26 protein-coding genes and 1 tRNA gene are annotated in these 25,594 nt (G+C 66.8%); 14 read left to right on the top strand and 13 right to left on the bottom strand.

Annotation, left to right across the window (positions count from 1 at the left end):
* The first annotated feature begins 40 nt into the window (after nucleotides 1-40).
* Nucleotides 41-781 carry an alpha/beta fold hydrolase gene (locus ACP7CK_RS13930; RefSeq protein WP_426026409.1) on the top strand — a complete coding sequence of 247 codons (741 nt, stop codon included), beginning with the start codon at nucleotides 41-43 and terminating at the stop codon, nucleotides 779-781.
* A 65-nt stretch (nucleotides 782-846) separates the two neighbouring features.
* Here ACP7CK_RS13930 and aguB read toward each other — a convergent pair whose 3' ends face one another.
* The 5 genes from aguB to ACP7CK_RS13905 form a co-directional block, all read right to left on the bottom strand.
* The gene (aguB, locus tag ACP7CK_RS13925; RefSeq protein WP_426026408.1) at nucleotides 847-1,710 is read right to left on the bottom strand and encodes an N-carbamoylputrescine amidase; all 864 of its coding nucleotides are present in this window, start codon (nucleotides 1,708-1,710) and stop codon (nucleotides 847-849) included.
* On the bottom strand, nucleotides 1,707-2,726 hold the full coding sequence (locus tag ACP7CK_RS13920) for an agmatine deiminase family protein (RefSeq protein ID WP_426026407.1): 1,020 nt from the start codon (nucleotides 2,724-2,726) through the stop codon (nucleotides 1,707-1,709). Before ACP7CK_RS13920 ends, aguB begins: the two co-directional genes overlap by 4 nt.
* 160 nt (nucleotides 2,727-2,886) lie before the next feature.
* Nucleotides 2,887-5,247 carry a TonB-dependent receptor gene (locus ACP7CK_RS13915; protein ID WP_426026406.1) on the bottom strand — a complete coding sequence of 787 codons (2,361 nt, stop codon included), beginning with the start codon at nucleotides 5,245-5,247 and terminating at the stop codon, nucleotides 2,887-2,889.
* Between the two features lie 181 nt (nucleotides 5,248-5,428).
* On the bottom strand, nucleotides 5,429-6,655 hold the full coding sequence (locus tag ACP7CK_RS13910) for a capsular biosynthesis protein (protein WP_426026405.1): 1,227 nt from the start codon (nucleotides 6,653-6,655) through the stop codon (nucleotides 5,429-5,431).
* A 430-nt stretch (nucleotides 6,656-7,085) separates the two neighbouring features.
* A complete protein-coding gene (locus tag ACP7CK_RS13905) occupies nucleotides 7,086-8,231 on the bottom strand; it encodes an outer membrane beta-barrel protein (RefSeq protein ID WP_426026404.1) in 1,146 nt (381 codons plus the stop codon).
* A gap of 285 nt (nucleotides 8,232-8,516) precedes the next feature.
* Here ACP7CK_RS13905 and ACP7CK_RS13900 point away from each other — a divergent pair, with 285 nt between their 5' ends.
* The gene (locus ACP7CK_RS13900) at nucleotides 8,517-9,719 is read left to right on the top strand and encodes an acetyl-CoA C-acyltransferase (RefSeq protein ID WP_426026403.1); all 1,203 of its coding nucleotides are present in this window, start codon (nucleotides 8,517-8,519) and stop codon (nucleotides 9,717-9,719) included.
* 45 nt (nucleotides 9,720-9,764) lie between these two features.
* On the opposite strand, the gene ACP7CK_RS13895 is transcribed toward ACP7CK_RS13900, so the two are convergent.
* From ACP7CK_RS13895 to ACP7CK_RS13885, 3 genes are read right to left on the bottom strand one after another with little or no spacing between them, the layout of a single operon-like run.
* Nucleotides 9,765-10,352, bottom strand: coding sequence for a demethoxyubiquinone hydroxylase family protein (locus ACP7CK_RS13895; RefSeq protein ID WP_035310313.1), 588 nt, complete (start codon nucleotides 10,350-10,352; stop codon nucleotides 9,765-9,767).
* Nucleotides 10,353-10,356: 4 nt separating this feature from the next.
* Nucleotides 10,357-10,899 (bottom strand): disulfide bond formation protein B, encoded by a 543-nt coding sequence (locus ACP7CK_RS13890; RefSeq protein WP_426026402.1) that lies wholly within the window; start codon nucleotides 10,897-10,899, stop codon nucleotides 10,357-10,359.
* Nucleotides 10,900-10,938: 39 nt separating this feature from the next.
* Nucleotides 10,939-11,514, bottom strand: a complete 576-nt coding sequence (locus ACP7CK_RS13885; RefSeq protein WP_008258849.1) for a YqaA family protein — start codon at nucleotides 11,512-11,514, stop codon at nucleotides 10,939-10,941.
* A 108-nt stretch (nucleotides 11,515-11,622) separates the two neighbouring features.
* Here ACP7CK_RS13885 and ACP7CK_RS13880 point away from each other — a divergent pair, with 108 nt between their 5' ends.
* Nucleotides 11,623-12,258 (top strand): exopolysaccharide biosynthesis protein, encoded by a 636-nt coding sequence (locus ACP7CK_RS13880; RefSeq protein ID WP_372705586.1) that lies wholly within the window; start codon nucleotides 11,623-11,625, stop codon nucleotides 12,256-12,258.
* Nucleotides 12,259-12,266: 8 nt separating this feature from the next.
* Here ACP7CK_RS13880 and ACP7CK_RS13875 read toward each other — a convergent pair whose 3' ends face one another.
* Nucleotides 12,267-12,605, bottom strand: coding sequence for a hypothetical protein (locus ACP7CK_RS13875; protein WP_154726928.1), 339 nt, complete (start codon nucleotides 12,603-12,605; stop codon nucleotides 12,267-12,269).
* Nucleotides 12,606-12,743: 138 nt separating this feature from the next.
* On the opposite strand from ACP7CK_RS13875, the gene hppD reads away from it, so the two are divergent.
* Both hppD and ACP7CK_RS13865 read left to right on the top strand, forming a co-directional pair.
* Nucleotides 12,744-13,856 (top strand): 4-hydroxyphenylpyruvate dioxygenase, encoded by a 1,113-nt coding sequence (gene hppD / locus ACP7CK_RS13870; protein ID WP_426026668.1) that lies wholly within the window; start codon nucleotides 12,744-12,746, stop codon nucleotides 13,854-13,856.
* Nucleotides 13,857-14,039, top strand: a complete 183-nt coding sequence (locus ACP7CK_RS13865; protein WP_372705587.1) for a hypothetical protein — start codon at nucleotides 13,857-13,859, stop codon at nucleotides 14,037-14,039. It abuts the gene before it with no gap.
* Between the two features lie 41 nt (nucleotides 14,040-14,080).
* Here ACP7CK_RS13865 and ACP7CK_RS13860 read toward each other — a convergent pair whose 3' ends face one another.
* Complete coding sequence (locus tag ACP7CK_RS13860) at nucleotides 14,081-14,626, bottom strand: GNAT family N-acetyltransferase (protein WP_426026401.1); 546 nt, start codon at nucleotides 14,624-14,626, stop codon at nucleotides 14,081-14,083.
* Between the two features lie 228 nt (nucleotides 14,627-14,854).
* Between ACP7CK_RS13860 and ACP7CK_RS13855 the strand changes: the two genes are divergently transcribed.
* The 6 genes from ACP7CK_RS13855 (at nucleotide 14,855) to ACP7CK_RS13830 (ending at nucleotide 18,996) form a co-directional block, all read left to right on the top strand.
* Nucleotides 14,855-15,856 carry an isoaspartyl peptidase/L-asparaginase family protein gene (locus ACP7CK_RS13855; protein WP_426026400.1) on the top strand — a complete coding sequence of 334 codons (1,002 nt, stop codon included), beginning with the start codon at nucleotides 14,855-14,857 and terminating at the stop codon, nucleotides 15,854-15,856.
* 212 nt (nucleotides 15,857-16,068) lie between these two features.
* Nucleotides 16,069-16,335: a hypothetical protein gene (locus ACP7CK_RS13850; RefSeq protein WP_267514499.1), complete on the top strand. Its 267-nt coding sequence runs from the start codon at nucleotides 16,069-16,071 to the stop codon at nucleotides 16,333-16,335.
* 57 nt (nucleotides 16,336-16,392) lie between these two features.
* Nucleotides 16,393-17,112, top strand: coding sequence for a hypothetical protein (locus ACP7CK_RS13845; protein WP_426026399.1), 720 nt, complete (start codon nucleotides 16,393-16,395; stop codon nucleotides 17,110-17,112).
* 46 nt (nucleotides 17,113-17,158) lie between these two features.
* Nucleotides 17,159-18,178 carry a fumarylacetoacetate hydrolase family protein gene (locus ACP7CK_RS13840; protein ID WP_426026398.1) on the top strand — a complete coding sequence of 340 codons (1,020 nt, stop codon included), beginning with the start codon at nucleotides 17,159-17,161 and terminating at the stop codon, nucleotides 18,176-18,178.
* A gap of 49 nt (nucleotides 18,179-18,227) precedes the next feature.
* Entirely contained in the window at nucleotides 18,228-18,764 is a 537-nt protein-coding gene (locus tag ACP7CK_RS13835) for a DUF1453 domain-containing protein (protein WP_426026397.1), read from the top strand.
* A 147-nt stretch (nucleotides 18,765-18,911) separates the two neighbouring features.
* Nucleotides 18,912-18,996, top strand: a tRNA-Leu gene (locus tag ACP7CK_RS13830).
* A 202-nt stretch (nucleotides 18,997-19,198) separates the two neighbouring features.
* Here the strand turns inward: ACP7CK_RS13830 and ACP7CK_RS13825 are convergent.
* Together ACP7CK_RS13825 and ACP7CK_RS13820 are read right to left on the bottom strand one after the other, a co-directional pair.
* Nucleotides 19,199-20,050: an alpha/beta hydrolase gene (locus tag ACP7CK_RS13825; RefSeq protein ID WP_426026396.1), complete on the bottom strand. Its 852-nt coding sequence runs from the start codon at nucleotides 20,048-20,050 to the stop codon at nucleotides 19,199-19,201.
* Between the two features lie 63 nt (nucleotides 20,051-20,113).
* Nucleotides 20,114-22,150, bottom strand: coding sequence for an AsmA family protein (locus ACP7CK_RS13820; protein ID WP_426026667.1), 2,037 nt, complete (start codon nucleotides 22,148-22,150; stop codon nucleotides 20,114-20,116).
* Between the two features lie 198 nt (nucleotides 22,151-22,348).
* On the opposite strand from ACP7CK_RS13820, the gene ACP7CK_RS13815 reads away from it, so the two are divergent.
* On the top strand, nucleotides 22,349-22,663 hold the full coding sequence (locus ACP7CK_RS13815) for a hypothetical protein (protein WP_008264222.1): 315 nt from the start codon (nucleotides 22,349-22,351) through the stop codon (nucleotides 22,661-22,663).
* A 58-nt stretch (nucleotides 22,664-22,721) separates the two neighbouring features.
* Here ACP7CK_RS13815 and ACP7CK_RS13810 read toward each other — a convergent pair whose 3' ends face one another.
* Nucleotides 22,722-24,845 (bottom strand): prolyl oligopeptidase family serine peptidase, encoded by a 2,124-nt coding sequence (locus ACP7CK_RS13810; RefSeq protein ID WP_426026395.1) that lies wholly within the window; start codon nucleotides 24,843-24,845, stop codon nucleotides 22,722-22,724.
* A 111-nt stretch (nucleotides 24,846-24,956) separates the two neighbouring features.
* Between ACP7CK_RS13810 and ACP7CK_RS13805 the strand changes: the two genes are divergently transcribed.
* Together ACP7CK_RS13805 and ACP7CK_RS13800 are read left to right on the top strand one after the other, a co-directional pair.
* A complete protein-coding gene (locus ACP7CK_RS13805; protein WP_035309809.1) occupies nucleotides 24,957-25,202 on the top strand; it encodes a type II toxin-antitoxin system Phd/YefM family antitoxin in 246 nt (81 codons plus the stop codon).
* Nucleotides 25,199-25,585, top strand: coding sequence for a type II toxin-antitoxin system VapC family toxin (locus tag ACP7CK_RS13800; RefSeq protein ID WP_154726864.1), 387 nt, complete (start codon nucleotides 25,199-25,201; stop codon nucleotides 25,583-25,585). Before ACP7CK_RS13805 ends, ACP7CK_RS13800 begins: the two co-directional genes overlap by 4 nt.
* Nucleotides 25,586-25,594: the final 9 nt, after the last annotated feature.

Genomic DNA, 25,594 nt, shown 5'->3' with positions numbered 1-25,594 from the left:
CAAGGGTGACGGCGAAGGAAAGTCCGGGCAGAACGCCCCCATGACCGACATCCAGCACCTGTCCCGCCCCGACGGCGAAACCCTGGCCTTCAAACGCATCGAGGGCGGCGGCCCGACCGTCGTCTGGGTCGGCGGCTTCCGCTCCGACATGGAGGGGACCAAGGCCCTGGCCCTGGACGCGGCGGCGCACGACCGCGGCTGGAGTTTCGTCCGCTACGACCATTTCGCCCACGGCCAGTCCTCCGGCGACTGGCGCCGGGCCACCATCGGCCGCTGGCGCGAGGATGCGGTCGCCCTGATCGACAGCCTGTCCGGCCCGATCATCCCGGTCGGCTCGTCTATGGGCGGCTGGGTCGCCCTGCTGGCGGCCCTGGCGCGGCCGGAACGGATCAAGGGCCTGGTCCTGGTCAATCCGGCCCAGGACTTCACCGAACGGCTGATGTGGCCCGGCCTGGCCGATCACGAGCGCCAGGCCATCCTGCGCGAGGGCGAGACCCTGATCGTCGAGGCGGGCCTGGGCGAATACGTCCTGACCCGACGCATGTTCGAGGAGGCGCGCGACTGGCTGCTGCTGGACGGCGTCATCGACATCGCCGCCCCGGTCCACATCCTCCAGGGCCGCGCCGACGACGTGGTCCCCTGGCGCCATCAGGTCGAACTAATCGAGCGGCTGAAGGGCGGCGACGTGCGCCTGGACTTGATCGACGGCGGCGACCACCGGCTTTCGACGCCGGCGGACCTCGACCGGCTGGTGGCGGCGGTGGAGGGGATGCGGGGCTAAGCCCCCCCCGCGCCCCCTCGCTTCGTCACCCTCGGGCTTGACCCGAGGATGACGAAGGTTTGTGGCTACTTCCCCCCCGTCAACACCCCATACAGATCCGTCCGCCGATCGCGGAAGAAGCCCCAGGCGGCGCGATACTTGTCCAGTTCATCCAGGTCGAAGCGGTGCACCAGCACCCCCTCCTCCTCGGCGCCCAGGCTCTCGACCAGATCGCCCTGCTGATCGGCGATGAAGGAATGGCCGTAGAAGGTCTGGCCGACCTCGGTCACGCTCTCATGCCCGATCCGGTTGGCCCCGACGACGGGAACCGCGTTGGACACGGCGTGCCCCTGCATGGCGCGCCGCCACGGCTGGGCCGTATGCAGGGTCGCGTCATGCGGCTCGGTGCCGATGGCGGTCGGATACATCAGCACGTCGGCGCCCATCAGCATCATCGCGCGCGCGGCTTCCGGGAACCACTGGTCCCAGCAGATGCCGACCCCGACCTTGCCGAAGCGCGTCTTCCAGACCTTGAAGCCCGTATCTCCCGGCCGAAAATAATACTTCTCCTGATAGCCGGGACCGTCGGGAATATGGCTCTTGCGATAGACGCCCAGCGCCTCGCCGTCCGCGTCCAGCATGACCAGCGAATTGTAATACTGCGGCCCGTCCTTCTCGAAGATCGAGACCGGAATGGCCACGCCCAGTTCCCTGGCCACCGGCGCCATGGCCGTGACGCACGGATGCTCGCGCCATTCATAGGCCTGGCTGAACCAGTGCTCCTCCTGCGACACGCAGAAATACGGCCCCTGGAACAGTTCCGACGGCAGGATCACCTGCGCGCCCTTGCCCGCCGCCTCGCGCACGAGGTCGATCGTCTTGGCGATGTTCGCCTGCATGTCCTCGCCATAAGAGGTCTGGATGCCGGCGACTGTGATGGTGCGGGTCATGCGGGCTCCTGCTGGGAGATGCAGTGGAACGAGCCGCCGCCGGTCAGGATGGCCTTGGACGGCAGCGGAATGATCTCGCGATCAGGGAAGGCGTCCTTCAACGCTTTGCACGCCATATCGGCTGCAGCGTCGTCGCCGTAGGTGGGCACCACCACGGCGCCGTTGGCGATCAGGAAGTTCATGTGGCTGGCCGGAATCGGGCGTTCGTCCTCGTCCAGCACCAGGCCCGGAGACGGGATTCGCAGTACACGGAGCTTACGCCCTGCCGCGTCGGTCATGCCCGACAGATCGCGCGCCGTGGCGTCATAGACCTCGGCGTTGGGGTCGTTCCGCCCCCAGGCGATGGGACAGGCCACGACGCCCGGCGCGACGAAGCGGGCCAGGTTGTCCACGTGTCCGTCTGTGTGGTCGTTCAACAGGCCGTCGCCCAGCCAAAGAACCGCCTTGGCGCCAATGGCCGTCTCCAGCGCGGCGGTCGCGACCGCCTCGTCCTGGTTCCAGGCCGGGTTGCGGTTCGGGTTCAGCAGGCACTGGCGGGTGGTCAGCACCGTCCCCTCCCCGTCATGATCCAGCGACCCGCCCTCCATGACGAAGTCGTTCCACGTCAGCGCCACGCCCGCATGTTCGCCGATCTGACCGGCGACCCGTTCGTCGCCCGGCATGTCATATTTCCCGCCCCAGCCGTTGAACTTGAACGCCGCCGCCGTCTTCGACCCCTCGCCGAAGATCGGCCCGGTGTCGCGCAGCCAGATGTCGCCGAACTCGCCCGGCACGACTTCGACATTCTCGACCCCGGCGAAGCGCGCCCGGGCGTCCGCCAGCACCTCGGCCTTGCCGACCATAAGCTTGACCTGTTCACGCCCCGGCCCGGCCAGGGCCCGCACCAGCCCCTCGACCTCGTCCTGCGCCTGTTCCAGCGCCTCGAACCAGTATTCGGCATGGCTGGGCCAGCCCACCCACATGGCGCGGTGCGGAGCCCACTCGGCAGGAATGGCGGCGGAGATGGGAGCGGTCATCGGCGGGCAGGTCCTGTCTGGGGTCCAACGGAGCGGGCGGGCGACCCGCGAGCCGCGCCATATGGCCCCAACCGCCCCCGACTTCAACGGCGGGCTTTACGCAAAGAAAAAGGGCGGCCCGCGAACGGACCGCCCTTCGTCGTTTCAGTCTGGCTAAGCCTTAGAAGGCGGCGCGCAGGGTCACCATCGCCGTGCGCGGGGCGCCCAGCTGATAGCTGGCCGTGCCCGTGGTCGAGGTGGAGATGTCAGCCAGGTATTCCGTGTCGAACAGGTTGATCACGTTGAACTGGATGTACGAAGACCCGTTGCCGACGCTCGCCAGGTTGTAGCGGACGTCGAGATCGAAGGTCGTGTAGCCGGGAGCCACTTCGGTGTTGACGTCGTTCGAGAAGCGGTCGCCGACGCGCTTGCCCTGCAACCCCAGATCGAACGGACCGACGGTATAGGCGACCCGCATGCCATACTGCCACTCCGGCGTTTCAACCAGTTGATTGCCGGCGGTTTGGATGAAGACCGGCACGCCGTTGACGACGCCGTTGGGCAGATTGCTCTTAACTTCGCTGTCCGTGTAGGTCACCGAGCCGGTGATGTTGAACTTCTCGAACGGCGACCAGCCGAGTTGGCCGTCGAAGCCCTGAAGCGTCACATCACCGACGTTGCGGGTCAGGAACAGGTTCGCCGCCTCATCAAAGGTGCGCACGATGCGGTTCGAATAGTCCGTCTTCCACACGGCGATCGAGCCGAGCAGGCCCGGAGCCTGGTAGCGATAGCCGATGTCGTAAGACTTGGTGCGCTCGGGCTCGGGGTTCACGTCGACCTTGTCGTACAGGTCGTCCGTCCGCGGCGCAGAGAAGCCCTCGGCATAGCTGGCATAGACCGAGTTGTTATCGGCGAAGCGCCAAGTCACGCCGCCGTTCGGCAGGACCGCATCATAGCTCTTGCTGAACGAACGGGGCTTGCCGTAGCTGTTCGACGCGCTGCTGTTCATCGACGAGGCCGGGAAGGTGACCAAATCCGTGCCGGCGACCGGCGTGCCGACTTGGGTGGTGCAGTAGGCGTTGAAGGTGTCGCGCTGGTAGCAGTAGTTGTTCAGCTCACGGTCGAAGTAGGGCGCACGAACGCCCAGGTCCAAGCTGATCGCGTCGTTGAAGAAGTTGCCGCGATATTCGGCGGCGATCTGGTTCAGCTTGGCGTAGGACAGACGATCCCGACGACGGAGGATGGTGCCGTCGTCGAGCTTGACCGGCGTGCCGTTACGGCCGGCGAAGGGGTCTTCCGGCTTGCCGTTGGCGTCGATGTAACCGAACTGGCCCGTCTGACGGTGACGACCATTGTCGTAGGTGTAGGCGACGCGCAGACGGTTGTTGTCGTTGATGTCCCAGATCAGCGAGCTGGTCAGGGCGTAACGGTGCGTGTTGGTGATGTTCGGGCGGAACAGGGTGACGCGCGTGGCGCCGTTGATCACGCCGTCGCGGTTCAGATCAGCGCCGGCTGCGGAAGAGTTGCCGATCAGCTGCGGATCCGTCTCGCTCATCGTCTGAGTGCCGCCGCCGTGCGCCAGAACATACTGGAAGGACGGGTCGATCGTCAGGACCAGATTGTCACGCAGCGTGAAGCGCGAGGCGCCACGGATGTTGCCCGTGTTCGACGGATTGATGTTCACCAGGGTGGACGGCAGCGAGTTGCCCGAGTTGTAAGCGACGCCGTCGTTGAACTGTTGCAGCGTCTTACGGGCGATGAAGCTGTTGCGGTTCTCGTTGTAGTTGGCGGTCAGCGACAGGAAGTCGCCGTTGTCTCCAAGCGCCTGGTAAATACGGCCGTTGTACTGGGTCTTATCGACGCCGCCGGCGCCGATGAAGTGGTCATATTGGGTTTTCGACGCCGAGAACCAGGCGGTCGTGCCCCAGGGCCCGAAAGCGCCAGTGTCCACCAGGCCGAAGAAGCGACGATAGCCGGTTTCGCCGATCGAGGGCTGCAGCATGAAGCCGAACTTCTCTTCCGGACGACGCGTGGAATAGTTCACGGTGCCGCCCGTCGCCGAAGCAGTCGGGCTGTCAACGTCGGTCGTGCCGAGGTTGACCGTCGCGCGGCTGATCAGTTCCGGATCCAGCTGCTGGTTCGAATAGATGGCGTAGTTGCCGGTGTCGTTCAGCGGAACGCCGTCCTGGGTCAGCGAAATGCGCGCCGAGTCGAAACCGCGGATCGTCAGATCGCCGCCGGACGAACCGAAGGCGTCATTGTTGGTGAAGTTCACGCCGGGCAGCAGGTTGATCGAGTTCAGGATCGTTTGGCCGGGAGCCTGGGTCGAAATATATTCTTCGGTCACGGACGCCCGCGACTTGGACACGGTTTCAGCCACGATAGCGCCGTCGATGTTGCGCGGGCCGCGCTGACCAGTGACGACGATATCGCCCAGTTCGGCGGCTTCCGTGCCGGTCGATTGTGCGGAGGCGGCGCCGGCGCCGGCCAGCGTGCCGACGATGGCGGTGGTCGCCCAGAAGAGGCGCTTGCGGTTGATCATTGCATCTATCCCCAGATGAAGGCCGGACAGGCCCCTAAAGGCGACAGGCGGGGTCGCCTGCCGAAATCTGGCCCCATCTACGTCGGGTGTTGCAATGTCAGGCGACAGTTATATGACAGCGATATGACAAGGCCCAGCTGTGGCCCCTTCGCAACATTCATGCCGCCCTACGGGGGATTGCTTAGAAAATCCGCTCAAACATGTCGGCGACGCCTTGCGCTGTCCGCCCGATCGCCCGGGGTTCATGGAAATTGCCGTTCACCTGGCTCTGGGCGATCACATGGGCGCGGAATCGGGTGAACAGGGCCGTATCCGGCGCCTGGGGCGCCGACCAGAAGTCGTCCAGCGCCTGCTGGTCGGTCAATCCGTCGAAGTCGAAGAAGGCGTCGCCCAGAACCTTGACCGGCGTATGGAAGCCCAGGGCGGACAGGGCGGCGCTGGAATTGTTCACCACCATGCCCTGAGAGGCGCGACACAACTGGGCCAGATTTCCGCCATCGATGAAATCGACCCGGCCTTGCAGACCGCGCTCTATGACGAGACGCCGCGTCACCGCCGAAAGATCGATCAGACCCGGATCCAGCGGATGGTTCTTCACCACCAGCCGCGCGTTCCGTGGCGCATGGGCCGCAAAACTGGTCATGACCTCGGCGAGGAAGGCGGTGTTGTCGGCGTATCGCGAATAGCGAAGCAGTTGCGCGTCGCCTTCACGCTGGAGACAGACGATGAAGAATTCGCCCCGCGCGGCGATGACATCGACGTCGTTCTCCGACGCACGCCGCATAGCCAGGCCCAGATAGCGCCGCACATGGCCCAGGCACTGGCTCAGGGGCGAGGCCGTGTAATGGTTGGCGTGCAGCGGAAACAGGAAGGCGCCCAGCGTCTGGGCCAGATGGTAGGCGGTTATGTTGACCACATGGTGAGGCAGAATCCGGCCCACGGGGACAGGATCCGGCAGGACGGGTTCCGGCGCGGGATAGCCGTCGCGAAAACGGGGAAGGCCGCTGGACGCATTGACGCCGTTCAACTCGACCGTGATCCAGTCTGGGCGGAAATATCCATTCTCGAGCACCCAGACGCGGGCATCGAGCGCTTCGGTCGCCGACAGGACCGCGCGATTATAGGGGCCGCCTTCGCCAAACAGGAGGAGATCGGTGAAATCGGCCGCCACCTCCGCCAACCGTTCGGCCCAGACTTCCGCTGCGGCCTTGAACACCACGCCGCCGGCGCGGCGCCAATTCATGGCGTCGCCGGCGTTGAAAATCATCCGCTGAACCGTCGCGCCCCGCGCCTCCAACGTCCGCGCCAGAGCGACGCCGAATCCGCCGAACGGCGCCGACACGATCAGGAATCGTCGGCCGGACAGGCTTTGACTGTGGTGACGGACGCCGACAGGCAGGATGGTCACCTCGCCGCCGTACGCAGGCGTCGGGGGCGGTGCGCGAAGCCGCGATTGGACGGTCGGGGGGCTGTCCGCCCGAAGCCGGTACCGCCGCCGTCGGCGTCCCGTGACCTGTCGATGCGACTGGCGAAGATCAACCATTTTACAGATCCCCAATGCGCTTCAAGCGGCGCGACGGGTCAAGGAACGACTCTTCGCCGATGCAATCGGGGCGTTTGGCGGAGACTGTGAGCATTGGGCTTTATCTCGCTCGCTCCAGAGGTCGGATCAACCCAAATTCCATAATGCGGCGCGATTTCGACCAACCGTTACCGTCTCTCCACATAGAAAAACCGCCATCCTCTAACGAAGACGACGGTTTCTGATCCGTCCGATAGACGTACCTCAATGTCCCGCGCCCCCGACCCGACTTTCGTCGGGCCGGAGGTCATAGGTCTTAGAAGTTGATGTCGATCGTCGCGCGACGGTTGAGCGGCTCACGCACGCCGTCAGCGGTCGGCTTGGCCAGGGCGGTTTCACCCTTGGCGTCCAGGGCGATGACGCCGCCGTTGACGCCTTGGGCGACCAGGGCGTCCGCGACGGTGCGCGAACGACGGTTCGACAGGCCGAGGTTATAGGCGGCCGAGCCCGAGGTGTCGGTGTAGCCGACGATCAGGACGCGCGTCGGACGACCCGACTTGGCGTAGGAGGCGGCCTGGCTGACCACCGAACGGGCCTCCGTCGTCAGGTCCGAGCGATCCCAGTCGAAGTAGACGACGAACTGGCGAGCGACCGGAGCCTGGGCCACCGGAGCCGGGGGCGGCGGCGGGGGCGGGGGAGGCGGGGGGGGCGGAGGCGGCGGGGGGGGCGGGGGCGGTGCAGCTTCTTCAGCGCCGAAGCTGTAACGCAGACCCAGGGTCACGGTGTGCGACTGATCGTAGTCGCCGTCCCACTCGCCGAACGAAGTCCCGCCCACCGTGGTCGAGGCGAACGAAGCGTCGCCCGTCAGATAGCGGTAGGTCAGGTCGATATTGGTGCGGTCGCCCACAGCCCAGGCCAGACCGGCGATCGCCTGAGCGGCGAACTTGGTCGAGTCGTCATCGGCGGTGAAGGTGGCGCCGCGGTTGGCGCGCAGGTTGCCGTTGGTGTCGGTGGTGACGCGGTTCACGCCGGCGCCGAGACCGACGAAGGGACGGATGCCCCAGGCTTCATAGCCGAAATCATAGATGACATTGGCCATCAGGGTGGCCGACTCGATGTCGCCTTCCGGAGAGAAGCAGCCGCCGGTCGCCGGGGTCAGGTTGCACAGGCCCTGGGTGCCGGAGACGGCGCGCACGGTGCCGATGTCGCCCGAGCGGTAGCCGCCTTCGAGTTCAACGCGCCAGTTGGGGTTGAAGCGATAGCCGAGACGGGCGAAAGCCGCCCAGCCGTCGTTCACTTCATAGTTCCAGTTGGCGCCCGTCGTCGACGATTCGGCGTTGATGTCGTCGATCATGTGGTAACCGGCGTCGATCGCGCCGTACCAACCGTTCGGTTCCGCCGAGGCCGCGCCAGCTGCGAACAGCCCTGCGACGGCGACGGAGGCGAGAAGTTTGAGCTTCATAGCTTCCTCAATCTGTAAAATGCCTGAAGCCGAGCTGCTGCCCGACGTTCCCGAGCCAAACGGCATCGCTGGCCGGTTGTTCCGCCCGCCTGAGATGAATGTGGCGACTGTGGCGCCGTTTCAACACAATGAGCGAACGAGGGTCGGGAAACCGCGCCTCTCGTGCCGTGTCCCGGCTTGCGTTGACGCCACGTGAGGGGCCTAAGTTCGTCGCAGAGGAAACCGTTCTGGTCCAAGTCGCGCGTAAGGCGCGACAGGCCCGCCCAACACAGAAGGATCTCCGTCATGCGCGAAGCCGTCATCGTCTCCACCGCCCGCACTCCCATCGGCCGGGCCTATCGCGGGGCCTTCAACGACACCCAGGCCCAGCAGCTGGGCGCCCATGCGGTGAAACACGCGGTCCAGCGCGCCGGCGTCGATCCGGCCGAGATCGAGGACGTGATCATGGGCGCGGCCCTGCAACAGGGTTCGACCGGCACCAACGTCGCCCGCCAGATCGCCCTGGCCGCCGGCCTGCCCTCTTCGGTTCCGGGCATGAGTCTGGACCGCCAGTGCGCCTCGGGCCTGATGGGCATCGCCACGGCGGCCAAACAGGTGATGTTCGACCAGCAGAAAATGGCGGTCGGCGGCGGGCTCGAAAGCATCTCCCTGGTCCAGAACCAGTACATGAACCTGTACCGGGCCAAGGACGAGGCCCTGCTGAAGCTGGCGCCCCACATGTATATGTCGATGCTGGAGACGGCCGAGGTCGTGGCCCGCCGCTATGACATCAGCCGCGACCGCCAGGACGAATACGCGCTTCAGTCCCAGCAGCGCACGGCGGCGGCCCAGGCGGCAGGCCGGCTCGACGCCGAGATCGTGCCCATGACCACCACCATGCTGGTTACGGACAAGGCGACCGGCGAGACCACCTCCCGGGAGATCACCCTGTCGAAGGACGAGGGCAACCGGCCTGAAACCACCCTGGAGGGGCTGAAGACCCTGAAGCCGGTCTTCGGCGGCGGCGAGGAGGTCCAGCAGGGCGAATATATCACCGCCGGCAACGCCTCCCAGCTGTCGGACGGCGCCTCGGCCTGCGTCATCATGGAGGCCGGCGAAGCGGTGAAGCGCAATCTCCAGCCGCTCGGCGCCTATCGCGGCATGGCGGTTGCGGGGGTCGAACCCGACGAGATGGGCATAGGCCCGGTCTACGCCGTGCCCAAACTGCTGAAACGTCACGGCCTGACGGTCGACGACATCGGCATCTGGGAGCTGAACGAGGCCTTCGCCGTCCAGGTCCTCTACTGCCGCGACACCCTGGGAATCCCGGACGAACTGCTGAACGTCTCGGGCGGCGCCATCTCCATCGGCCACCCCTACGGCATGTCCGGCGCCCGCATGACCGGCCACGTCCTGATCGAGGGCAAGCGGCGCGGCGCAAAATACGGCGTCGTCACCATGTGCATCGGCGGCGGCATGGGCGCGGCGGGGCTATTCGAGATCTTCTGAGGTTCCCGTCTCCTCCCTGTCGCGTAGCGATGGGGGAGGAGACGTCTAAACCTTCTCGCTGACCTTGATCGCCACCCGGCAGCCGGCCTTGATCACCCCGCTCAGCAGCCGATAGGCCGGGGCTTCGCGGCTGCCGTGTTCGATGGCGTGATCGTGGTGGGCCAGTTCCTCGTCGCGGAACTGTTTCAGTTCGGCGGCCAGCGCGGGATCGCGCTCGCCGATCTCGGCGATCTGTTCGGCATAGTGTTTCTCGATCACGCTCTCGACCGCCTCGGTGCAGGCGTGCGCCGCCTTCTCGCCCATCAGGGCCGTGCCCGCGCCCAGGGCCGAGGCCGCGATCCGCCACAGCGGCGTCATCGCCGTGGGCCGCACCCGGCGCTCGTTCAGCAGCCGCTCGAACCGGGCCAGGTGCACGGCCTCCTGATCCTGCATCTCGCCCAGGTCGCGCACCATGCCGCCGTGCGCCTTGCGGCCCTCGAACACGGCCTTCTGGGCGCGATAGATCAGGACCGCCGCATATTCGCCGGCGTGATCGACCCGCAGGATCTCATCCATCCGCGCCTTGTCGGCGCCGCGGCCTGGCCGGGGCAGAGGGGGACGAGGCCGGGAGTCGGGGGTCGCCGCGTCGGTCATGGCGTCAGGCCTTTTCGATCCGGGGGGCGCGGGCGTCCTTGGGGCGTTTGGCCGCCAGCAGGCTGAACCCCGCCAACGCGAGGGAGAGGAGGGCGTTCCAGCCGGCCATGGACAGGCCCAGCCAGCTCCAGGCCACGGAATCGCACATGGCCACCCTCTGGGCCGGCCCTGTGCCGAGCGCCAGGGCGGTCAGGCTTTCCAGATCGACGCCGCCCCCGCCCATGCAGGTCGCGGGCAGGCTCCACCACTTGTACTCGCCGCCCATGTGGAAGACGGCGGTGACGGCGCCGGTGGCGAAGACGGCGGCCAGCAGGAAGGCGGCGATCCGGGGCGTGCCGCGCCGGCTGCCGCTCAGCAAGGTCCAGGCGGTGGCCACCGCCGCCACGGCGACCGCGCCCCAATAGACCTCGCGCTGTTTGAGGCAGAGGTTGCAGGGCGCCAGGCCCGCGAACCGCTCGAAGGCGTGGGCCGCGCCCAGCATGGCCAGCGACGCGGCCAGGGCGAAGGCGGTCCACCAACGGGTCATCAGGCGATAGATGTCTCTCATCGTGCAGCGGTCTTAACCCGCCAAGGCGTCGCCGTCGACTTACAGAAGCTTCAGCATCACGATCAGGGCGATCAACACCACCAGGCCGATCCCGGACCACAGCGCCAGGCGTTTCTCGACCTGGGCCAGCATGGCCGCGCCCCAGCGCTTCAGGATCCAGGCCTCGAGGAAGAACCGGCCGCCCCGGGTCACGACCGACGCCCCCATGAAGACCGGGAAACTGAAGGCCGCCAGGCCTGAGGCGATGGTCACCAGCTTGTAGGGAATGGGGGTCAACCCCTTGATCAGTATGACCCACAGCCCCCACTGGGCGAACCATTGGCGGAAATGATCCAGCCCGTCCGAATGGCCGAGAACCCGAAGGATCGCCAGGCCGAGATCGGTCAGGAAATAGCCGATGGCGTAGCCGAGAATCCCGCCCAGGACAGAGGCCAGGGTGCAGACCCCGGCGTAAAAATAAGCCTTCTCCGGCCGGGCCAGGATCATCGGCGCCAGCATCACGTCGGGCGGGATGGGGAAGAAGGAACTCTCGGCGAAGGCGACCATGGCCAGGGCGGGCGTCGCGTGGCGGCCTCGCGCCAGATTGAAGACGCCGTCATAGAGCTTGCGAAGCATGGAAATCCCCTGGCAGGGGCGACGCCCTAGCAAGACCTGCGTCCGACGTCACGCGCCGCGACATCGAAGCCCTCGCCGTCCGTTCCCGACGCCTCTAAAGGAGGCGGCATGACCCTCCCCTCTCCGTCCGGCCACGCCGACGACGTCAGCCACGACATCGCTCGCCTGTTGCGTCGGCTGTCCGACGACGGGGGCGAGGCCGGCCTGACCCTGGAAGAAATTCGCGACCGCCTGGACGAGCGCGCCTATGGGCTGCTGATCCTGCTGCTGTCGATTCCCTGCCTGGTCCCCGGCCTTTACGGCGTGCCCCAGGTGGTCGGGGTGGCCGTCATCCTGCTGGCCGGCCAGATGCTGGTGGGCCGGGAAGAGCCCTGGCTGCCGCGCTGGCTGCTGAAGCTGCGCGCCAGGGGTTCGTGGCTCAAGGCCATGGCCGATTTCGCCGAGTCGAAACTGGGCTGGATCGACCGGTTCTCCCGCCCCCGCCTGCGTCGCTTCGCCGATGGACCGGGCGAGAAGCTGGCGGCGGTCTTCATGATCCTGGCCACCCTGACCATCGTCCTGCCGATGACCAACACCATCCCCTCCGTGGCCCTGGCGCTTCTGTCGGTCGGCCTGATCCAGCGCGACGGCCTGTTCGTGATCGCCGGCGCGGCGGTGACGACGGCCTGGCTGACGCTCCTGGGCGTGGTGGCGACCGGCCTGCTGCTGGGCGCCGAATGGGCGACGCGGCTTCTGCCGGGCTGACCCCCTTCTTAAACGGAGGCGGGTTTTGGCAGTGCGATCCGGACGCCCATCCACAACAGGGCGCCGATAGCCGATATTCCGGCGTTGATGACCAGTCCGACGACCAGAAGAAACAGGAGAACGCCGACCGCCTGCACAGGCGAAGTGGCCGGAGCGCCGTTCATGAAGAACAGACCAGGCGACAGAAATGCGAGAAGTAGTCCCAACAGGGCCATCAGCACCTGAAACGTCGCCGCCACCGTGAATGTGACCAGGAACAGTCCGCCAAACGGTGCGCGTTTTAGATAGTCCATGTCTGTCTCCCCCAATGGCCACCCATCTGACACGCCAGGATTGCGGATGTCCATCAGAACTCCCTCCCCCATCACGACCCCGTGGGACCGCCTTGGCTCTGTCGTCATCCGCGACTAGGTTCCGCGCCAATCGGCGGCCCCTTTCGGTTAAGCCCGCCACAGAAGCTACGCGGGAGACGCGCCATGAACGACATGACCCCCACCTCTGATCAGGCCCCTGCCCAGACGACGGCGGAACAGATCAACCTGGAAAACCCCCTCGGCGTCGACGGATTCGAATTCGTCGAATTCACCGGCCCGGAACCCAAGGCGATGATTACGCGCCTTGAACTGATGGGCTTCACCCAGACCCACGTGAACCCGAAGACCGACGTCGTACGCCTGAAACAGGGCGACATCTCCTTCCTGGTCCACCGCACGCCCAACGGTCAGGCCCAAGCCTTCGCCGCCGACCACGGCCCCTCGGCCAACGGCATGGCCTTCCGCACCAGCGACGCCAAGGCCGCCTACGAGGGCGCGCTGGAACGCGGCGCCGTGGCGGCGACCGATGCGAACGGCGGGGCGCTGGGCGACTATCCCTATATCCTCCAGGGCATCGGCGGTTCGCTGCTGTACGTCATCGACCAGTATGGCGACGCCGGCTCGCTGTATGACGCCTGGGACGAGATCGAGGGTTGGGAAGAGGCCGAGCGCAAGAACTCCATGGGTCTCGAGATCCTCGACCACCTGACCCACAATGTCCGTCGCGGCCAGATGCGGACCTGGTCGGGCTTCTATGGCTCGGTGTTCAATTTCGAAGAGCAGAAGTATTTCGACATCAAGGGCAAGGCGACCGGCCTGTTCTCGCAGGCCATGATCGCGCCCGACCGCGCCATCCGCATCCCCCTGAACGAAAGCCAGGACGACAATTCCCAGATCGAGGAATTCCTGCATCGCTACAACGGCGAGGGCATCCAGCACATCGCCCTGACCACCGAGAACATCTTCGAGACGGTCGAGGCCATGCGCGCGCGCGGCGTCGATTTCCAGGACACGATCGAGACCTATTTCGAGCTGATCGACAAACGCCTGCCCAACCATGGCGAGGACGTGGAGCGGATGCGCAAGAACCGCATCCTGATCGACGGTTCGGACGAGGAGGGCCTGCTGCTGCAGATCTTCACCCAGGACACCTTTGGCCCGATCTTCTTCGAGATCATCCAGCGCAAGGGCAACGAAGGCTTCGGCAACGGCAATTTCCAGGCCCTGTTCGACTCCATCGAACTGGACCAGATCCGTCGCGGCGTCATCAAGGTCGACGCCTGAATGCGGATGCGGCCGCCGACCTGGCTGCCCTGGCTCGGCCCGGTCCTCGCGGCCGGCGCCGGGGGCGGGGTCGGCTACTGGCTGGAAATCGGCTTCTGGCCGACCCTCGCCGTCGCCCTGGTCTGCGGCTTCGCCCCGATCATCGCCTACCGCCTGTGGAAGCGACTGCATCACAGGCGGTAGGCCTGTGCGGAGACGGGCGGAAAGCGCTCCCCCCGATCGGCTCAGGGTTCCGACCCTGCCGTCCGCATGATCTTCTCGAACTGGAACGCATCCCCGTCTCCGGGAAGGTCGTCCTGCGCCCCGGGATGATTGGGATCGGGGTGATATCTGTTGAAAAACTCGATGATCCGGAAGCCGCACTTGTTGACGTAGAAGTGGATGTTTCGCTTCTCGAAATACGGGGTGTGCGTCTGCCAGGCGATCGTCTCGGGAAAGCGCTCCTCGATGGCGCGCCAGGCCTTGAGGCCCAGCCCCCGCCCCTCCTCGCCAATCTTCAGAAAAAACAGGTCGAGAGAGTTACGATGGGTCACGGGGTCGATTGTGACGACGGCGCCGCCGACCTTCCGGCCATCGCACACGATGCGCAGAACCACGGCGCCAGGCGCCCTGGCGGCGCCGTCCAACACCTCGTCCGGGGGAATCGGCTCATCCGGCTCGTTGCCGAACTCATCGACGACCGCGACGGCGAACGCGGCCTGCAACTCGGTCTTGAAGATCGCGAACTCGGCGGGATCGGAGTCGGCAAGAGTGACGGTTTCGCTGGTCATCGGGGAGCCATACACGGCACAGGCCTGCAATTGGAGCCCGCCGGGGGTCGAGGCGGACGCGCGGCGAGGGCCTGATTTCGACGGTTTTCCAACACCCCTGCCAAACCGGGCTATACTCCCGTCTGCGTTTCCCGAGGCGAAAGAGGTATGTCCATGTCATCCAGACGATACGCACACTTCCGCCACGCGTTCTTAGTCGTTTTCGCGGTTTTCGGACTCTCAAACCCTGTGCTGGCCCAGACCCCCGCGGCCCCCCGCTGGTCTCTCGCCATCCACGGCGGCGCCGGGACCATCGAGCGCGACCACATGACCCCGGCTCAGGACGCCGCCTATCGCGCCGCCCTGCAACGGGCGCTGGACGCCGGATCGGCGGTCCTGTCACAGGGCGGCTCGGCGCTGGACGCCGTCCAGGCCGCCGTTCAGGTCATGGAGGACGATCCCCTGTTCAACGCCGGGCGGGGCGCCGTCTTCACCGCGGCCGGCCGCAACGAGCTGGACGCCGCCGTCATGAACGGGGCGGACCTGACCGCCGGCGCCGTCGCCGGGCTGACCACCACCCGCCACCCGGTCGCCGCCGCCCGCGCCGTGATGGAACAGTCGCCCCACGTCATGCTGATCGGCCCCGGCGCCGACGCCTTCGCCGCCCAGGCCGGGCTGGAACAGGTCGATCCGGCCTTCTTCTTCACCGAACGCCGCTGGCAGGGCCTGATCAAGGCCCTGACCGAGGCCGGCTTGCCCCTGCCCGCCCGTCCCGCCGACGTATCGACGCCGGGAGCCCAGGCCGCCGTCGCCCCGCCGCTGAACGAGAGGAAGTTCGGCACCGTCGGCGCCGTGGCCCTGGACAGTCGGGGCCGCCTCGCCGCCGCCACCTCGACCGGCGGCATGACCGCCAAACGCTGGGGCCGGGTGGGCGACGTGCCGATCATCGGCGCCGGAACCTACGCCTCCAACGCCGACGGCTGCGCCGTCTCGGCGACCGGCTCGGGCGAGTATTTCATCCGCTCCACCGTGGCCCGCGACATCTGTCGCCGCACCGCCGACGGCGCGACCGTCCAGGCGGCGGCCGAAGCCGAGATCGCCGACGTCGGCTCAATCGGCGGCGACGGCGGCGTCATCGTCATGGGTCTGACCGGCGCCCCGGCCTTCGCCATGAACACCTCGGGCATGTATCGGGGGGCGGTGTCCTCGAATACGCCGCCCCACGTCGCTATCTATGCCGACGAAGACTGACCTCCTCTTTCGTCATCCTCCGACAAGCCGCGCAGCGGCGCAGATCGGGGGACCCAGCGGCGCGCGCGAGCGCGAACCTGTCGCGGACTCGCCCCTTAGCGTTCTTGCGGCGGATGGATTTCGCCTCCGGCGCCGCTGGGTCCCCCGGTTCCGCTTCGCGGCCCGGAGGATGACGAAAGCAAAAAGCCGTTCCCTCCTGTAAGACTGACCCCATGACCCCGACCGACGACGAACTGACCAAGATGGCCGAGGAAGAGCTGGACGCCGCCTGCGCCATGCCCTTTGTCGAGCTGAAGAAGATCACCCCCTGGGGCGACTCCTATGTCGGCTTCGCCCCGTCCGGCCGCGAGGTCGAGGTGGAGCGCCGCTATCTGTGGGCGGTCGAACCCGCAGGCGGGGTGGTCGTCGAGGTCGAGGTGCGCGACCCCGCCGCCCGCGCCGGCGCCGAGGCCAAGGCCCTGCTCACCGAACATCGTTAACCTTTCACTTGGCCCAGCTTCGCCGCTGCGGCATGATGTGGCGAGTGGGGGATGACAATGCTGCCGACACAAACCGACTTTCCCGCCGAGGTTGTTGCGACGCCCGTGATCTGGGACGGCGCGACCGCGTTCATCCTTTCGATCCTGAGCGCCGTGGCGGCGGCCGTCATTGCGAACTGGCTGGGCGTCAACGGAGAGCGCCGGCGACAGGAAGTCGTCCTGGTCACGATCATCAAGCGCAAGTACGAGATCATTCTGCAAGCGTCAGAACGCGCCATTCGCGCGGTCGGCGACGGAGAGCCGGCGGCGCGAGAGCTTGTGGCGACCGTCCGTCGCGAACTGGGATTTGTTCTGACCATCTGTTCTGGTCTTCCGCTCAAGAAGCTGGATGACGCGCTGGAGGGCAAGGCGGCCGACAAGCCCAAGCCGAAGCCCCCGGAACCGAGCCCGCCCCCTGTGCGACCGGTCCCGATCAGCTACAAGCTGGAAGAGGCGAAGGTTCTCACGTCCGGCCTCTGCGGAACGGGCGTCGAGGACGGCTATGTCGTGACGGAGGCCGCGCCGCCCCCTCCGCCCGCGCCCCCGCCCTGCCCGTCCCCCCAGGAGCTTGTGGCGGCCCATCGCATCCAGATCCGACAAGCGGTCGAGGCGTTCCACATTTACTGGAGCGATCGCGCCAGCCGGATTTCAGAACTCTCGGCCCTCCAGCGCGCCTTCGCAACGACCCTGCCGCCCAAGGTGGAAAAGGACGACGCCCCGCCCCTCCCCCGTCACTGACCGCCCCTCTGTTCCCCCCGGCGCGAAATCGGTCTAGGCCTTGGGCATGAAACTCGCCTCGCTCAAGCACGGCCGCGACGGCCGCCTCGTGGTCGTCTCGCAGGACCTGCACTGGTTCACCGACGCCTTCCTGATCGCCCCCACCCTCCAGGCCGCGCTGGACGACTGGGACCGCTGCGGCCCCCGGCTCCATGCCCTGGCCGAGAGCCTCGAGCACGAGGCCGTGCCGCGCGGCCGTTTCCACGAACGCGACGCCGCCTCCCCCCTGCCCCGCGCCTATCAGTGGGCTGACGGCTCGGCCTATGTGAATCACGTCGAGCTGGTGCGCCGCGCCCGGGGCGCCGAGATGCCCGCCAGCTTCTGGACCGATCCCCTGATGTACCAGGGCGGCTCCGACGGCTTCCTGGCGCCCCGCGATCCCATCCCCCTGGCCGACCCCGCCTGGGGCTGCGATCTTGAGGCCGAGATCGTGGTGGTCGTCGGCGACGTGCCCCAGGGCGCGACGCGCGACGAAGCCCTGGCCGCCATCCGCCTGGTCGGCCTGGTCAACGACGTGTCGCTTCGCAACCTGATCCCGGCCGAACTGGCCAAGGGTTTCGGCTTTGTCCAGTCCAAGCCCGCCAGCGCCCTCTCGCCCGTCTTCGTGACGCCGGATGCGCTGGGCGACCGCTTCAGGGACGGCAAGCTGCACGGCGAACTGACCGTCCAGCTGAACGGCCAGCCCTTCGGCCGCGCCGACGCGGGCGTGGACATGACCTTCGACTTCGGGACCCTGATCGCCCATCTGGCCAAGACCCGCTCGCTGTCGGCCGGGACGATCATCGGTTCAGGCACGGTCTCCAACCGCGACGCCGACGGCGGCCCCGGCAAGCCGGTCGCCGAGGGCGGCCTGGGCTATTCCTGCATCGCCGAGGTCCGCACGGTCGAGACGATCCTGCGCGGCGCCGCCGAGACCCCCTTCCTGGCCCATGGCGACACGGTCCGGATCGAGATGATGGACGACCAGCATCGTTCGATCTTCGGGGCCATCGAGCAGACGGTGGAGCCGCTTCCGCGCGACGCCTGACCACGCCAGATTGACCGATGTCGGCCTCGGGGGAGGCCTGGAGAACGACATGCCGCCCGAGAAACTCATACCGCTGCTGGTCTTCCCGGCCGTGCTGGTCCTGGTGCTGCTGAAGAACCGGCGCAAGCGGCCGTTGAAGCCGCAGTTCCTGTGGATCATGCCCGCCATCGTCGTGCCCCTGATCGGGCTCGGCATCTGGGGCTCGACCTATAGTCCTCGCGCCGTCCACGCGCCGTTCGGCCCCGGCGCCTGGGCCGTGCTGGCCATCGGCGCCGTCCTGGGCGGCCTGGCCGGCTGGTATCGCGGCAAGACCGTCACCATAGAGAAGGAGCCGGACGGTTCGCTGATGGCCCAGGCTTCGCCGCTGGGCCTGATCCTGCTGGTCGTGCTGTTCGCGGGCCGCGCCGGCCTGCGCGACCTGATCGAGACCCACGCCGCCGACTGGCGTCTGAACGCCATGGCCGTCACCGACGCCTTCCTGGTCTTCGCCATGGGACTGATCGTCCTGCAGCGGGTCGAGATGTACATCCGCGCCCGACGGGTGCTGGCCGGCGGGACCGACAGCCATGTGGAGGTGGCGGCCTGATCGGGCCCCATCATTGCAGCGATCCCGAAATCCGCCTGCGGCGCTCGGCTGCGCCCCGCACAGGACGGCCGTCCGCGTAAACTTCATGATGCGGTGAAGACCCTCTGGACCCGGCTCATGCCCTTGTGGCATGAGACCGGCTCCGCTGCGGGCGTGGTGGAATTGGTAGACGCGCTGGACTCAAAATCCAGTTCCGAAAGGAGTGCCGGTTCGACCCCGGCCGCCCGCACCATCCTTCCTGTCGGTGAGTCTTCCCGCCGCCATATGGCGCGGAAACGAAGACGGCCCGCCCCGGAGCCAGCAGGTTCGGCACGCGTGGGCGCCGGAGCCAGACAGGTTCGGAACGGGCCGTGAATGATCGGTACGAATACTAAAATCCGACCAGCCGACATATTGGCATTAAGTCGCATTCTTGAAAAGTCCCCGCTCGGCGATCAGCCCAGTTCGCGGTGGAAGAAGCCGGTCACATCGGCCAGAATCGTCGCCTTCTTGCGGAACAGGGGCGAGAAGGTCGCGATCAGGTCGGCGTGGTCCAGACCCGGATAGAGCTTCGCCTCAGACCGACCGCCGACCGCTTTCATTCTCTGGTCCAGAACGGTCGTGTCCTCGGCGTGAACCACGACGTCGGCCGTGCCGTGACCCAGCCAGATCGGCGGCGCGTCGGGGCGCACGAAGGTGACGGGCTGGGTCAGGGTCGGATCGGGGGCGCGGCCGAAGGCGTTCCGGGACGCCCCCACGTCGAACGGCAGGAAATCATAGGGGCCCGCCAGACCCGCCGCCGCCCTGATCAGTCCAGGGCGGTCGACCGCCTGCATATAGCGGCGGTCCAGACTGATCATCAGGGCCAGATGGGCGCCGGCCGAATGGCCCAACACCCCCACTCGTTCCGGATCGCCGCCATAGGCTGCGGCGACATCCGCCGCCTTGGCCGTGGCGACGGCGGCGTCTTCGATGAAGGCCGGAAAGACCACCTGGGGCACGACGCGGTAATCGGGCAGGGCCACGACGAACCCCTGGGCGGCCAGGGCCTGGGCCGCCCAGCCATAGAGGTCGCGCGACCCTGAATCCCAGCCGCCGCCATAGAAGAAGACGAGGACCGGATAGGTCCCCGGCGCGGTCGGGGCGTACAGGTCCAGCCTCTGGCGGGGATCATCGCCATAGGCGATGTCGCGCGCCACCCGTCGCACGCCCCCGTCCCTCGGCCCCAGACTGTTGAGCAGGCCCAGGGGTGAACAGGCGGCCGCCATCAGGCCCGCAATGGGCGCCAACAGGCCGCGCCGGGTCATGCGATACAGTCCATGGCTTCCAATACGTCGTCGCCCCTCGCTCGGCCCAGACCCTTCGCAGATTTATCGCGCCCCGGCGATCAGCCGGCCGCAGTTCGCATCCTCGGCCAGGCCCGGATCGACGAAGGCGAACAGGGCCGTGACCGGCGCCACCACCGCGCTCAGAAGACCGGCGACCCCGCCCTGGCCGACCAGGGCGCGGACATCGACGCCGACCTGGGGGGCGGTCAAGGCCCCTTTGACCGTGATGGGCGCCCAGACCCGCAGCAGGCGCGGCTTCTTGGATTCGCCATCCACACGCAGGTCCAGGGTTTCGGCCCCCAGGTCGATCGTGCCTGTGCCCTGGGCCAGAACCACATCCGTATCGATGACCAGGGTCTTGACCGTCGCCGCGCCGCCCCGCACGTCGAAATCGGCGACGGCGCACCGGATCTGGGCCGTGGACTGGTCTCCGCGCAACAGTTTCAGCAGGCCGGCGCTGGCGTTGATGCCCAGCAGTTCGGCGAAGGCCGACCGCATCTGACCGTCGGGCACCACAAGGCTGAGCGAGCCCTTGGACGCCGCTGCGAAATCATGGATCGAGGCGCCGGGTCCTTCCAGCCGCGCACGGCCCAGAGCGCGCCCGGTCAGGGGCGCAGTTCCGTCGCGCGCGGGAATGATGGATTCCAGCGGATAGCCGGCCAGACGGAAATCGACGACGCTGTAGGGGATGTCGCGCGTCGCATTGATCCGGGCCGTGCCGTTCAGTTCGCCCCGATTGAAGTTGAAACTGACGGGATCGAGATCAAGGACGCCGTCCTTCAGTTCCGCGCCCAGGTTCACCGCCCGCACATCCAGGTCATTGGCCTTCACCGCGACCGCCCGATAGCTCAGGCTTCCGTCCATCGCCCGCAGCCGCTCGGTCTGCAGCGGCGCGTCGGGCAGCAGCTTGCCGCCGACGGCCACGGGCGCCTCGGTATTGGATCCCGCCGCATTCGTCACGGTCCGGGCGCCCAGGACGGCGGCCAGGTCGTCGATGTCGAGGCGGCGCGACGTCAGTTCCGCATCGACCCGCAACCGTTTCGCCGCATCGACCCGCACATCGCCGGACAGGTCCGAGGCCCCGACCCGGCCGTCGAAATCACTGAAGGTCCAGATATTCTCGTTCCGCTTCAACGCGCCCTTCAGCCGATAGGGCGGGGTGTTGGGCAGGGCGACCCCCGTCAGCAGATACAGGTCCGACAGGTCGCGCCCCTGCAAGCTCAGGGTGGCGTCGAACCGGCCCAGGTCGAACGGCCGCGTCACGGCCCCCTTGGCGGTCAGGCTGGAGCCCGCGCCGCTGACGCTCGCCTCGAAGTCATAGGGTCGATCACGACGGATATTGATGAAAGGGCCGCCCCGGACGCGGAGCGTCAGCGGCGAGCCATTGACCTCGCCCTCGCCGTCCAGCACGAAACCGGCGTCGTCACCCTGCCCCTCGCGCGCATCGACCGTCGCCTCCAGTTTCAGACCGCGTCTCCGCTCGTCGAAGACCAGGCTGCCGTCGGTGATGACCAGCTGCTGGATGACCGGCAGTTTCATCCCCTCGCCCGTGTCGGGCCTTTCGGGGTTCAGGTCCCAGCTGTTGCGGCCGTCCTTGTCGGTGATCAGCACCAGCCGGGGGCGGGTGAAGCTGAGCAACGGCATTTCGATCTGGCCGGCGAACAGTTTGCGCAGCCGCACCGAGGCGCGGATTTCGTCCACATCGGCCGTATCGCGATCCCGCGCCCACTCCGGCCCGCCGATCTTGAGACCCCGCACCACCGCCGAAGGCGTCCAGCTGAACAGATGGACGTCCAGGTCGCCCTGAAGCGCAATGTCGCGATCATACGCCGCCGAGGCCCAGCGTCCGATGGGTTCGCGCACCATGTTCCAGTCGAACAGGATCAGAGCCAGAACGGCCAGGCCGATCAGAAGAAGGCCGACGCTCCCCGCCCAGGCCTCGGCGCGACCGGGCCGTCGGACGGCGGCGTACACCGGGTCATTCCGCCGCACCCAATCGTGAAAGCTTCGCGCGCGAGCCACAGCCGGATCTATGCCCCTGCGACGCAGGTCCGACCACAATTCGTTCCACTTCAGCATCTTGGCCAAACAATCGGCTCCGTGAGCCAGACAGAACGCGCAAGTCGCGGTTTGGAGCCGCCCGGTCCCCTCCGACCTCTCCCGGCCTAAAATTTTGTCAGTTATGCGCTCAGTTGTCGCAAAAACTTTACAACGCGAAAATTCGGCGCATATTTCATCAGAGCCCTGATCTTAATTCAGGCCACAGGAGGATGCCCGATGACCCGCTCAATGACCCGATTTGCATCGCCCGCGCTGGTTCTCGCCGCCATTGCGGCGACCGCGACCCCCAGCCTGGCCGAGACGTCCAAGCCGCAGCGCGCCGAATCCCAACAGATCGTCATGATCTGCGCGACCGATGCGGCCACCCGTCGCGCCTACCAGCGCGAGTTCGGCGTTCAGCCGGTCTTCGTCAGCGCGCGCGAAACCTTGAACGCCCGCTCGAACGGCGAAACCTGGTCCACGCCGCGCTGCATGACGGCGCGCGAATACGCCCGTCTGAACCAACTGGCCGAGACCCGCGCAGGTCTCTAACGAAAAAGGGCGCGGCCTTGCGGCTGCGCCCTTCCTTCGTTTCTGCGGCGCCCCGGCCCTATTGGGCGGGGGTCAGATACTTGTTCAGCCAGCCGAACACCTCATTGTGCCATTGCAGGCTGTTGGCCGGCTTCAGCACCCAGTGGTTCTCGTTCGGGAAGACGATCAGGCGGCTGTCGATTCCCCGGCGCTGCAGCGCCGTATAGGTGGACAGGCCCTGGGCCGTCGGAATGCGGAAGTCGTGGTCGCCCTGCACCACCAGCATCGGCGTCTTCCAGTTCTCGACATGGTTGGCGGGGTTGAACTTCTGATAGCCTTCCGGCTTGTCCCACGGCGTGCCGCCGTATTCCCACTCGGTGAACCACAGCTCCTCGGTCGAATAGCCCATGCCGAAGGTGTCGAAGACGCCGTCGTGGTTGACCAGGCATTTGAAGGCGTTCGACCAGTTGCCGGCGATCCAGTTGATCATATAGCCGCCGTACGAGGCACCCAGGGCGCAGGCGTTGGAACCGTCCAGGAAGCCGTACTTCTGCTGCGCGGCGGCCCAGCCCTTTTGCAGATCCTCCAGCGGCCGGTCGCCCCAGTGCTGGCTGATGGCGTCGGTGAAGGCCTGGCCGTAGCCGGTCGAGCCGTGGAAATCGATCATCACCACCGCATAGCCTGCCCCGGCGTAGGTCTCGAGGTTCCAGCGATACGACCAGCCGTCCCCGAACGAGCCCTGGGGCCCGCCGTGGATCAGGAAGGCGACCGGATATTTCTTCCCTTCCTCATAGCCGACCGGCTTGATGACGTAGCCGTGGACCGTCTCGTTGTTCCAGCCGGGGAAGCTGAACTGCTCGTATTCGCCGAAGGCCTTGGCGTCGAAGGCCGGGTTGGCCTGGGTCAGGCGACGCGGCATTTCACGACCCAGATAGGTCTTGAAATACAGATCGCTGGGTGACTTCAGACTGTCCTGGGCGAAGACGAAGCCCGACGGCGTCTGCTGGAAGGCCGAGACATGGCCGGGGCCGGTGACCGGGGTGACGACGCCGTTGCGCGTGTCCACGGCGAACAGCCTGGTCGAACCCACGTCGCCGGCGGTCGTGTACAGGGTCTGGCCGTCGCGCGACCATTGCAGGGTGTCGGCCGAACGGTCCCAGTTCGACGCGATCTCGCGCTTCTGGCCCGATTGCACATCCATCAGCACGATCTGATAGCGATCGGCCTCGAAGCCCGGACGCGCCATGGCGCGATAGGCCAGGGTGCGGCCGTCCGGCGAAAACACCGGCCCCGCGTCCCAGGCCGGATTGTCCTGGGTCAGGTTGGTGAAGGTCCCGTCGCCGGTCAGGCCGTTGGTCTTCCACAGGTCGAAATTGGTGCTCCACGGCTCGGTCTTGCCGGCCAGGCGCGCCGAGAAGACGATGGAATCGCCGGCAGGAGTGAAGACGAAGTCGCTCTCGTCGCCGAACGGCTTGGACGGAGTGTCGCCGTCGAAGCCCTTGGTCACCCAGGCCGGAGTTCCGGTCGCCTGACCGTTGCGACCGATCGACTGGACGAACAGATGGTTCTGGGTGTGGTCGTTCCACGTATCCCAGTGGCGGACGAACATCCGGTCATAGACCTGGCCGGTTGTTTTCCGCTCGGCCATGGCCTTGCCCATCTCGACCGAGGCGTCCAGATCGGCCGCGTCCGGATAGACGGCCAGGGACACGGCCACCTTGTCGCCCGAGGGGCTGATCCGATAGGCGTTCACGTCCAGCGGCAGATTGGTCACCTGCACCGGCGTCGCCGTGGGCGAGGCCACGCGCCAGACCTGGCTGGCGCCCGACTTGCCCGACAGGAAATACAGATTGCCGTCCCCGCCCCAGCGGGCGGTGTTGGCGCCCTGGTCCGAGATAGCCAGTCGGCGCGGCGCCACGTCCGGCGTCTCCAGATCCAGCATCCACAGGCTGCCGGCGCGGCGGTTGGCCTCTACATCCGTCGTCGTCACCGAATAGACGACGTAGCGCCCGTCCGGCGACACCTGCGGATCCCCCAGCCGGTTGGCCGTGATCATATCCTTATAGGTGAAGGCGTCAGGCGTCGCGGGCGCAGCCGGAACCGGCGCGGGCGGAACCTGGGCCAGGGCCGGAGCGGCGCTCATCAGGGCGCCCGACAAGGCAATTCCCGCGCAGGCGGCGGACAAGAGAGAACGGTGGCGCATGGGGCATTCCTCGCAAAACTTGCAGCGGCGAGGCGTAGCACCACCGTTCGCCGGGCGAAAGTTGCTGACAGCTCAGAAGTTAGCTAAGTTACTTGGACCAAGGAGCGCGACATGACCACTGTCACCGTCCACCACGCCAAGACCCATCTCTCCAAACTGATCGCCGCCGCCGAACGCGGCGAAGAGGTCGTCATTGCGCGCGGCGACAAGCCCGCAGTACGGATTGTGCCCTTCCAGCCGGCGGCCAAGCCCGAGCGCAAGCCGGGTCGGCTGAAGGGCCTCGTCGCCATGGATGATCGTTTCTTCGACCCCCTGCCGGAAGACGAACTGCGTCTGTGGGAGGGCCGAGGCGAATGAGGCTGCTGCTCGACACCCACGCCCTCATCTGGTGGATGTCGGGGGAAGCCGGGCTCAGCCGCGCCGCAGAGGCCGCGATAAGGGACGGCGACGCCCATGTCTTCGTCAGCGCTGTGTCAGCCTATGAGATCGCCCTGAAACACGGCATGGGCCGACTGCCCAAGGCTGGGCTGCTGGCCGAACGGTTCGAGGCCGAGGTCGATCTCGAAGGTTTTGACATCCTGCCGATCACCGCCCGCGAGGCGTCCCACGCCGGCCGGCTGGACCATACGCACCGCGACCCGTTCGACCGGCTGCTGATCGCCCAGGGCCTGATCAACAACCTGACGCTCGTCTCCAATGAACAGGTGTTCGACAGCTTCGGCGTGGCGCGCCTCTGGTAGGCTTGCTCC

Origin of the sequence: Brevundimonas sp. TSRC1-1 (assembly GCF_049898245.1) — a bacterium.
GTDB classification, from domain to species: Bacteria; Pseudomonadota; Alphaproteobacteria; order Caulobacterales; family Caulobacteraceae; genus Brevundimonas; species Brevundimonas mediterranea_A.
The sequence above is the reverse complement of the archived record's forward strand: the minus strand, read 5'-3'. Positions and strand labels throughout refer to the sequence as shown.

Coding starts and splice junctions, on each gene's coding strand:
- ACP7CK_RS13930 (WP_426026409.1), top strand. CDS start 41: ATGACCGACATCCAGCACCTGTCCCGCCCCGACGGCGAAACCCTGGCC.
- aguB (WP_426026408.1), bottom strand. CDS start 1,710: ATGACCCGCACCATCACAGTCGCCGGCATCCAGACCTCTTATGGCGAG.
- ACP7CK_RS13920 (WP_426026407.1), bottom strand. CDS start 2,726: ATGACCGCTCCCATCTCCGCCGCCATTCCTGCCGAGTGGGCTCCGCAC.
- ACP7CK_RS13915 (WP_426026406.1), bottom strand. CDS start 5,247: ATGATCAACCGCAAGCGCCTCTTCTGGGCGACCACCGCCATCGTCGGC.
- ACP7CK_RS13905 (WP_426026404.1), bottom strand. CDS start 8,231: ATGAAGCTCAAACTTCTCGCCTCCGTCGCCGTCGCAGGGCTGTTCGCA.
- ACP7CK_RS13900 (WP_426026403.1), top strand. CDS start 8,517: ATGCGCGAAGCCGTCATCGTCTCCACCGCCCGCACTCCCATCGGCCGG.
- ACP7CK_RS13895 (WP_035310313.1), bottom strand. CDS start 10,352: ATGACCGACGCGGCGACCCCCGACTCCCGGCCTCGTCCCCCTCTGCCC.
- ACP7CK_RS13890 (WP_426026402.1), bottom strand. CDS start 10,899: ATGAGAGACATCTATCGCCTGATGACCCGTTGGTGGACCGCCTTCGCC.
- ACP7CK_RS13885 (WP_008258849.1), bottom strand. CDS start 11,514: ATGCTTCGCAAGCTCTATGACGGCGTCTTCAATCTGGCGCGAGGCCGC.
- ACP7CK_RS13880 (WP_372705586.1), top strand. CDS start 11,623: ATGACCCTCCCCTCTCCGTCCGGCCACGCCGACGACGTCAGCCACGAC.
- ACP7CK_RS13875 (WP_154726928.1), bottom strand. CDS start 12,605: ATGGACATCCGCAATCCTGGCGTGTCAGATGGGTGGCCATTGGGGGAG.
- hppD (WP_426026668.1), top strand. CDS start 12,744: ATGACCCCCACCTCTGATCAGGCCCCTGCCCAGACGACGGCGGAACAG.
- ACP7CK_RS13865 (WP_372705587.1), top strand. CDS start 13,857: ATGCGGATGCGGCCGCCGACCTGGCTGCCCTGGCTCGGCCCGGTCCTC.
- ACP7CK_RS13860 (WP_426026401.1), bottom strand. CDS start 14,626: ATGACCAGCGAAACCGTCACTCTTGCCGACTCCGATCCCGCCGAGTTC.
- ACP7CK_RS13850 (WP_267514499.1), top strand. CDS start 16,069: ATGACCCCGACCGACGACGAACTGACCAAGATGGCCGAGGAAGAGCTG.
- ACP7CK_RS13845 (WP_426026399.1), top strand. CDS start 16,393: ATGCTGCCGACACAAACCGACTTTCCCGCCGAGGTTGTTGCGACGCCC.
- ACP7CK_RS13840 (WP_426026398.1), top strand. CDS start 17,159: ATGAAACTCGCCTCGCTCAAGCACGGCCGCGACGGCCGCCTCGTGGTC.
- ACP7CK_RS13835 (WP_426026397.1), top strand. CDS start 18,228: ATGCCGCCCGAGAAACTCATACCGCTGCTGGTCTTCCCGGCCGTGCTG.
- ACP7CK_RS13825 (WP_426026396.1), bottom strand. CDS start 20,050: ATGACCCGGCGCGGCCTGTTGGCGCCCATTGCGGGCCTGATGGCGGCC.
- ACP7CK_RS13820 (WP_426026667.1), bottom strand. CDS start 22,150: ATGCTGAAGTGGAACGAATTGTGGTCGGACCTGCGTCGCAGGGGCATA.
- ACP7CK_RS13815 (WP_008264222.1), top strand. CDS start 22,349: ATGACCCGCTCAATGACCCGATTTGCATCGCCCGCGCTGGTTCTCGCC.
- ACP7CK_RS13810 (WP_426026395.1), bottom strand. CDS start 24,845: ATGCGCCACCGTTCTCTCTTGTCCGCCGCCTGCGCGGGAATTGCCTTG.
- ACP7CK_RS13805 (WP_035309809.1), top strand. CDS start 24,957: ATGACCACTGTCACCGTCCACCACGCCAAGACCCATCTCTCCAAACTG.
- ACP7CK_RS13800 (WP_154726864.1), top strand. CDS start 25,199: ATGAGGCTGCTGCTCGACACCCACGCCCTCATCTGGTGGATGTCGGGG.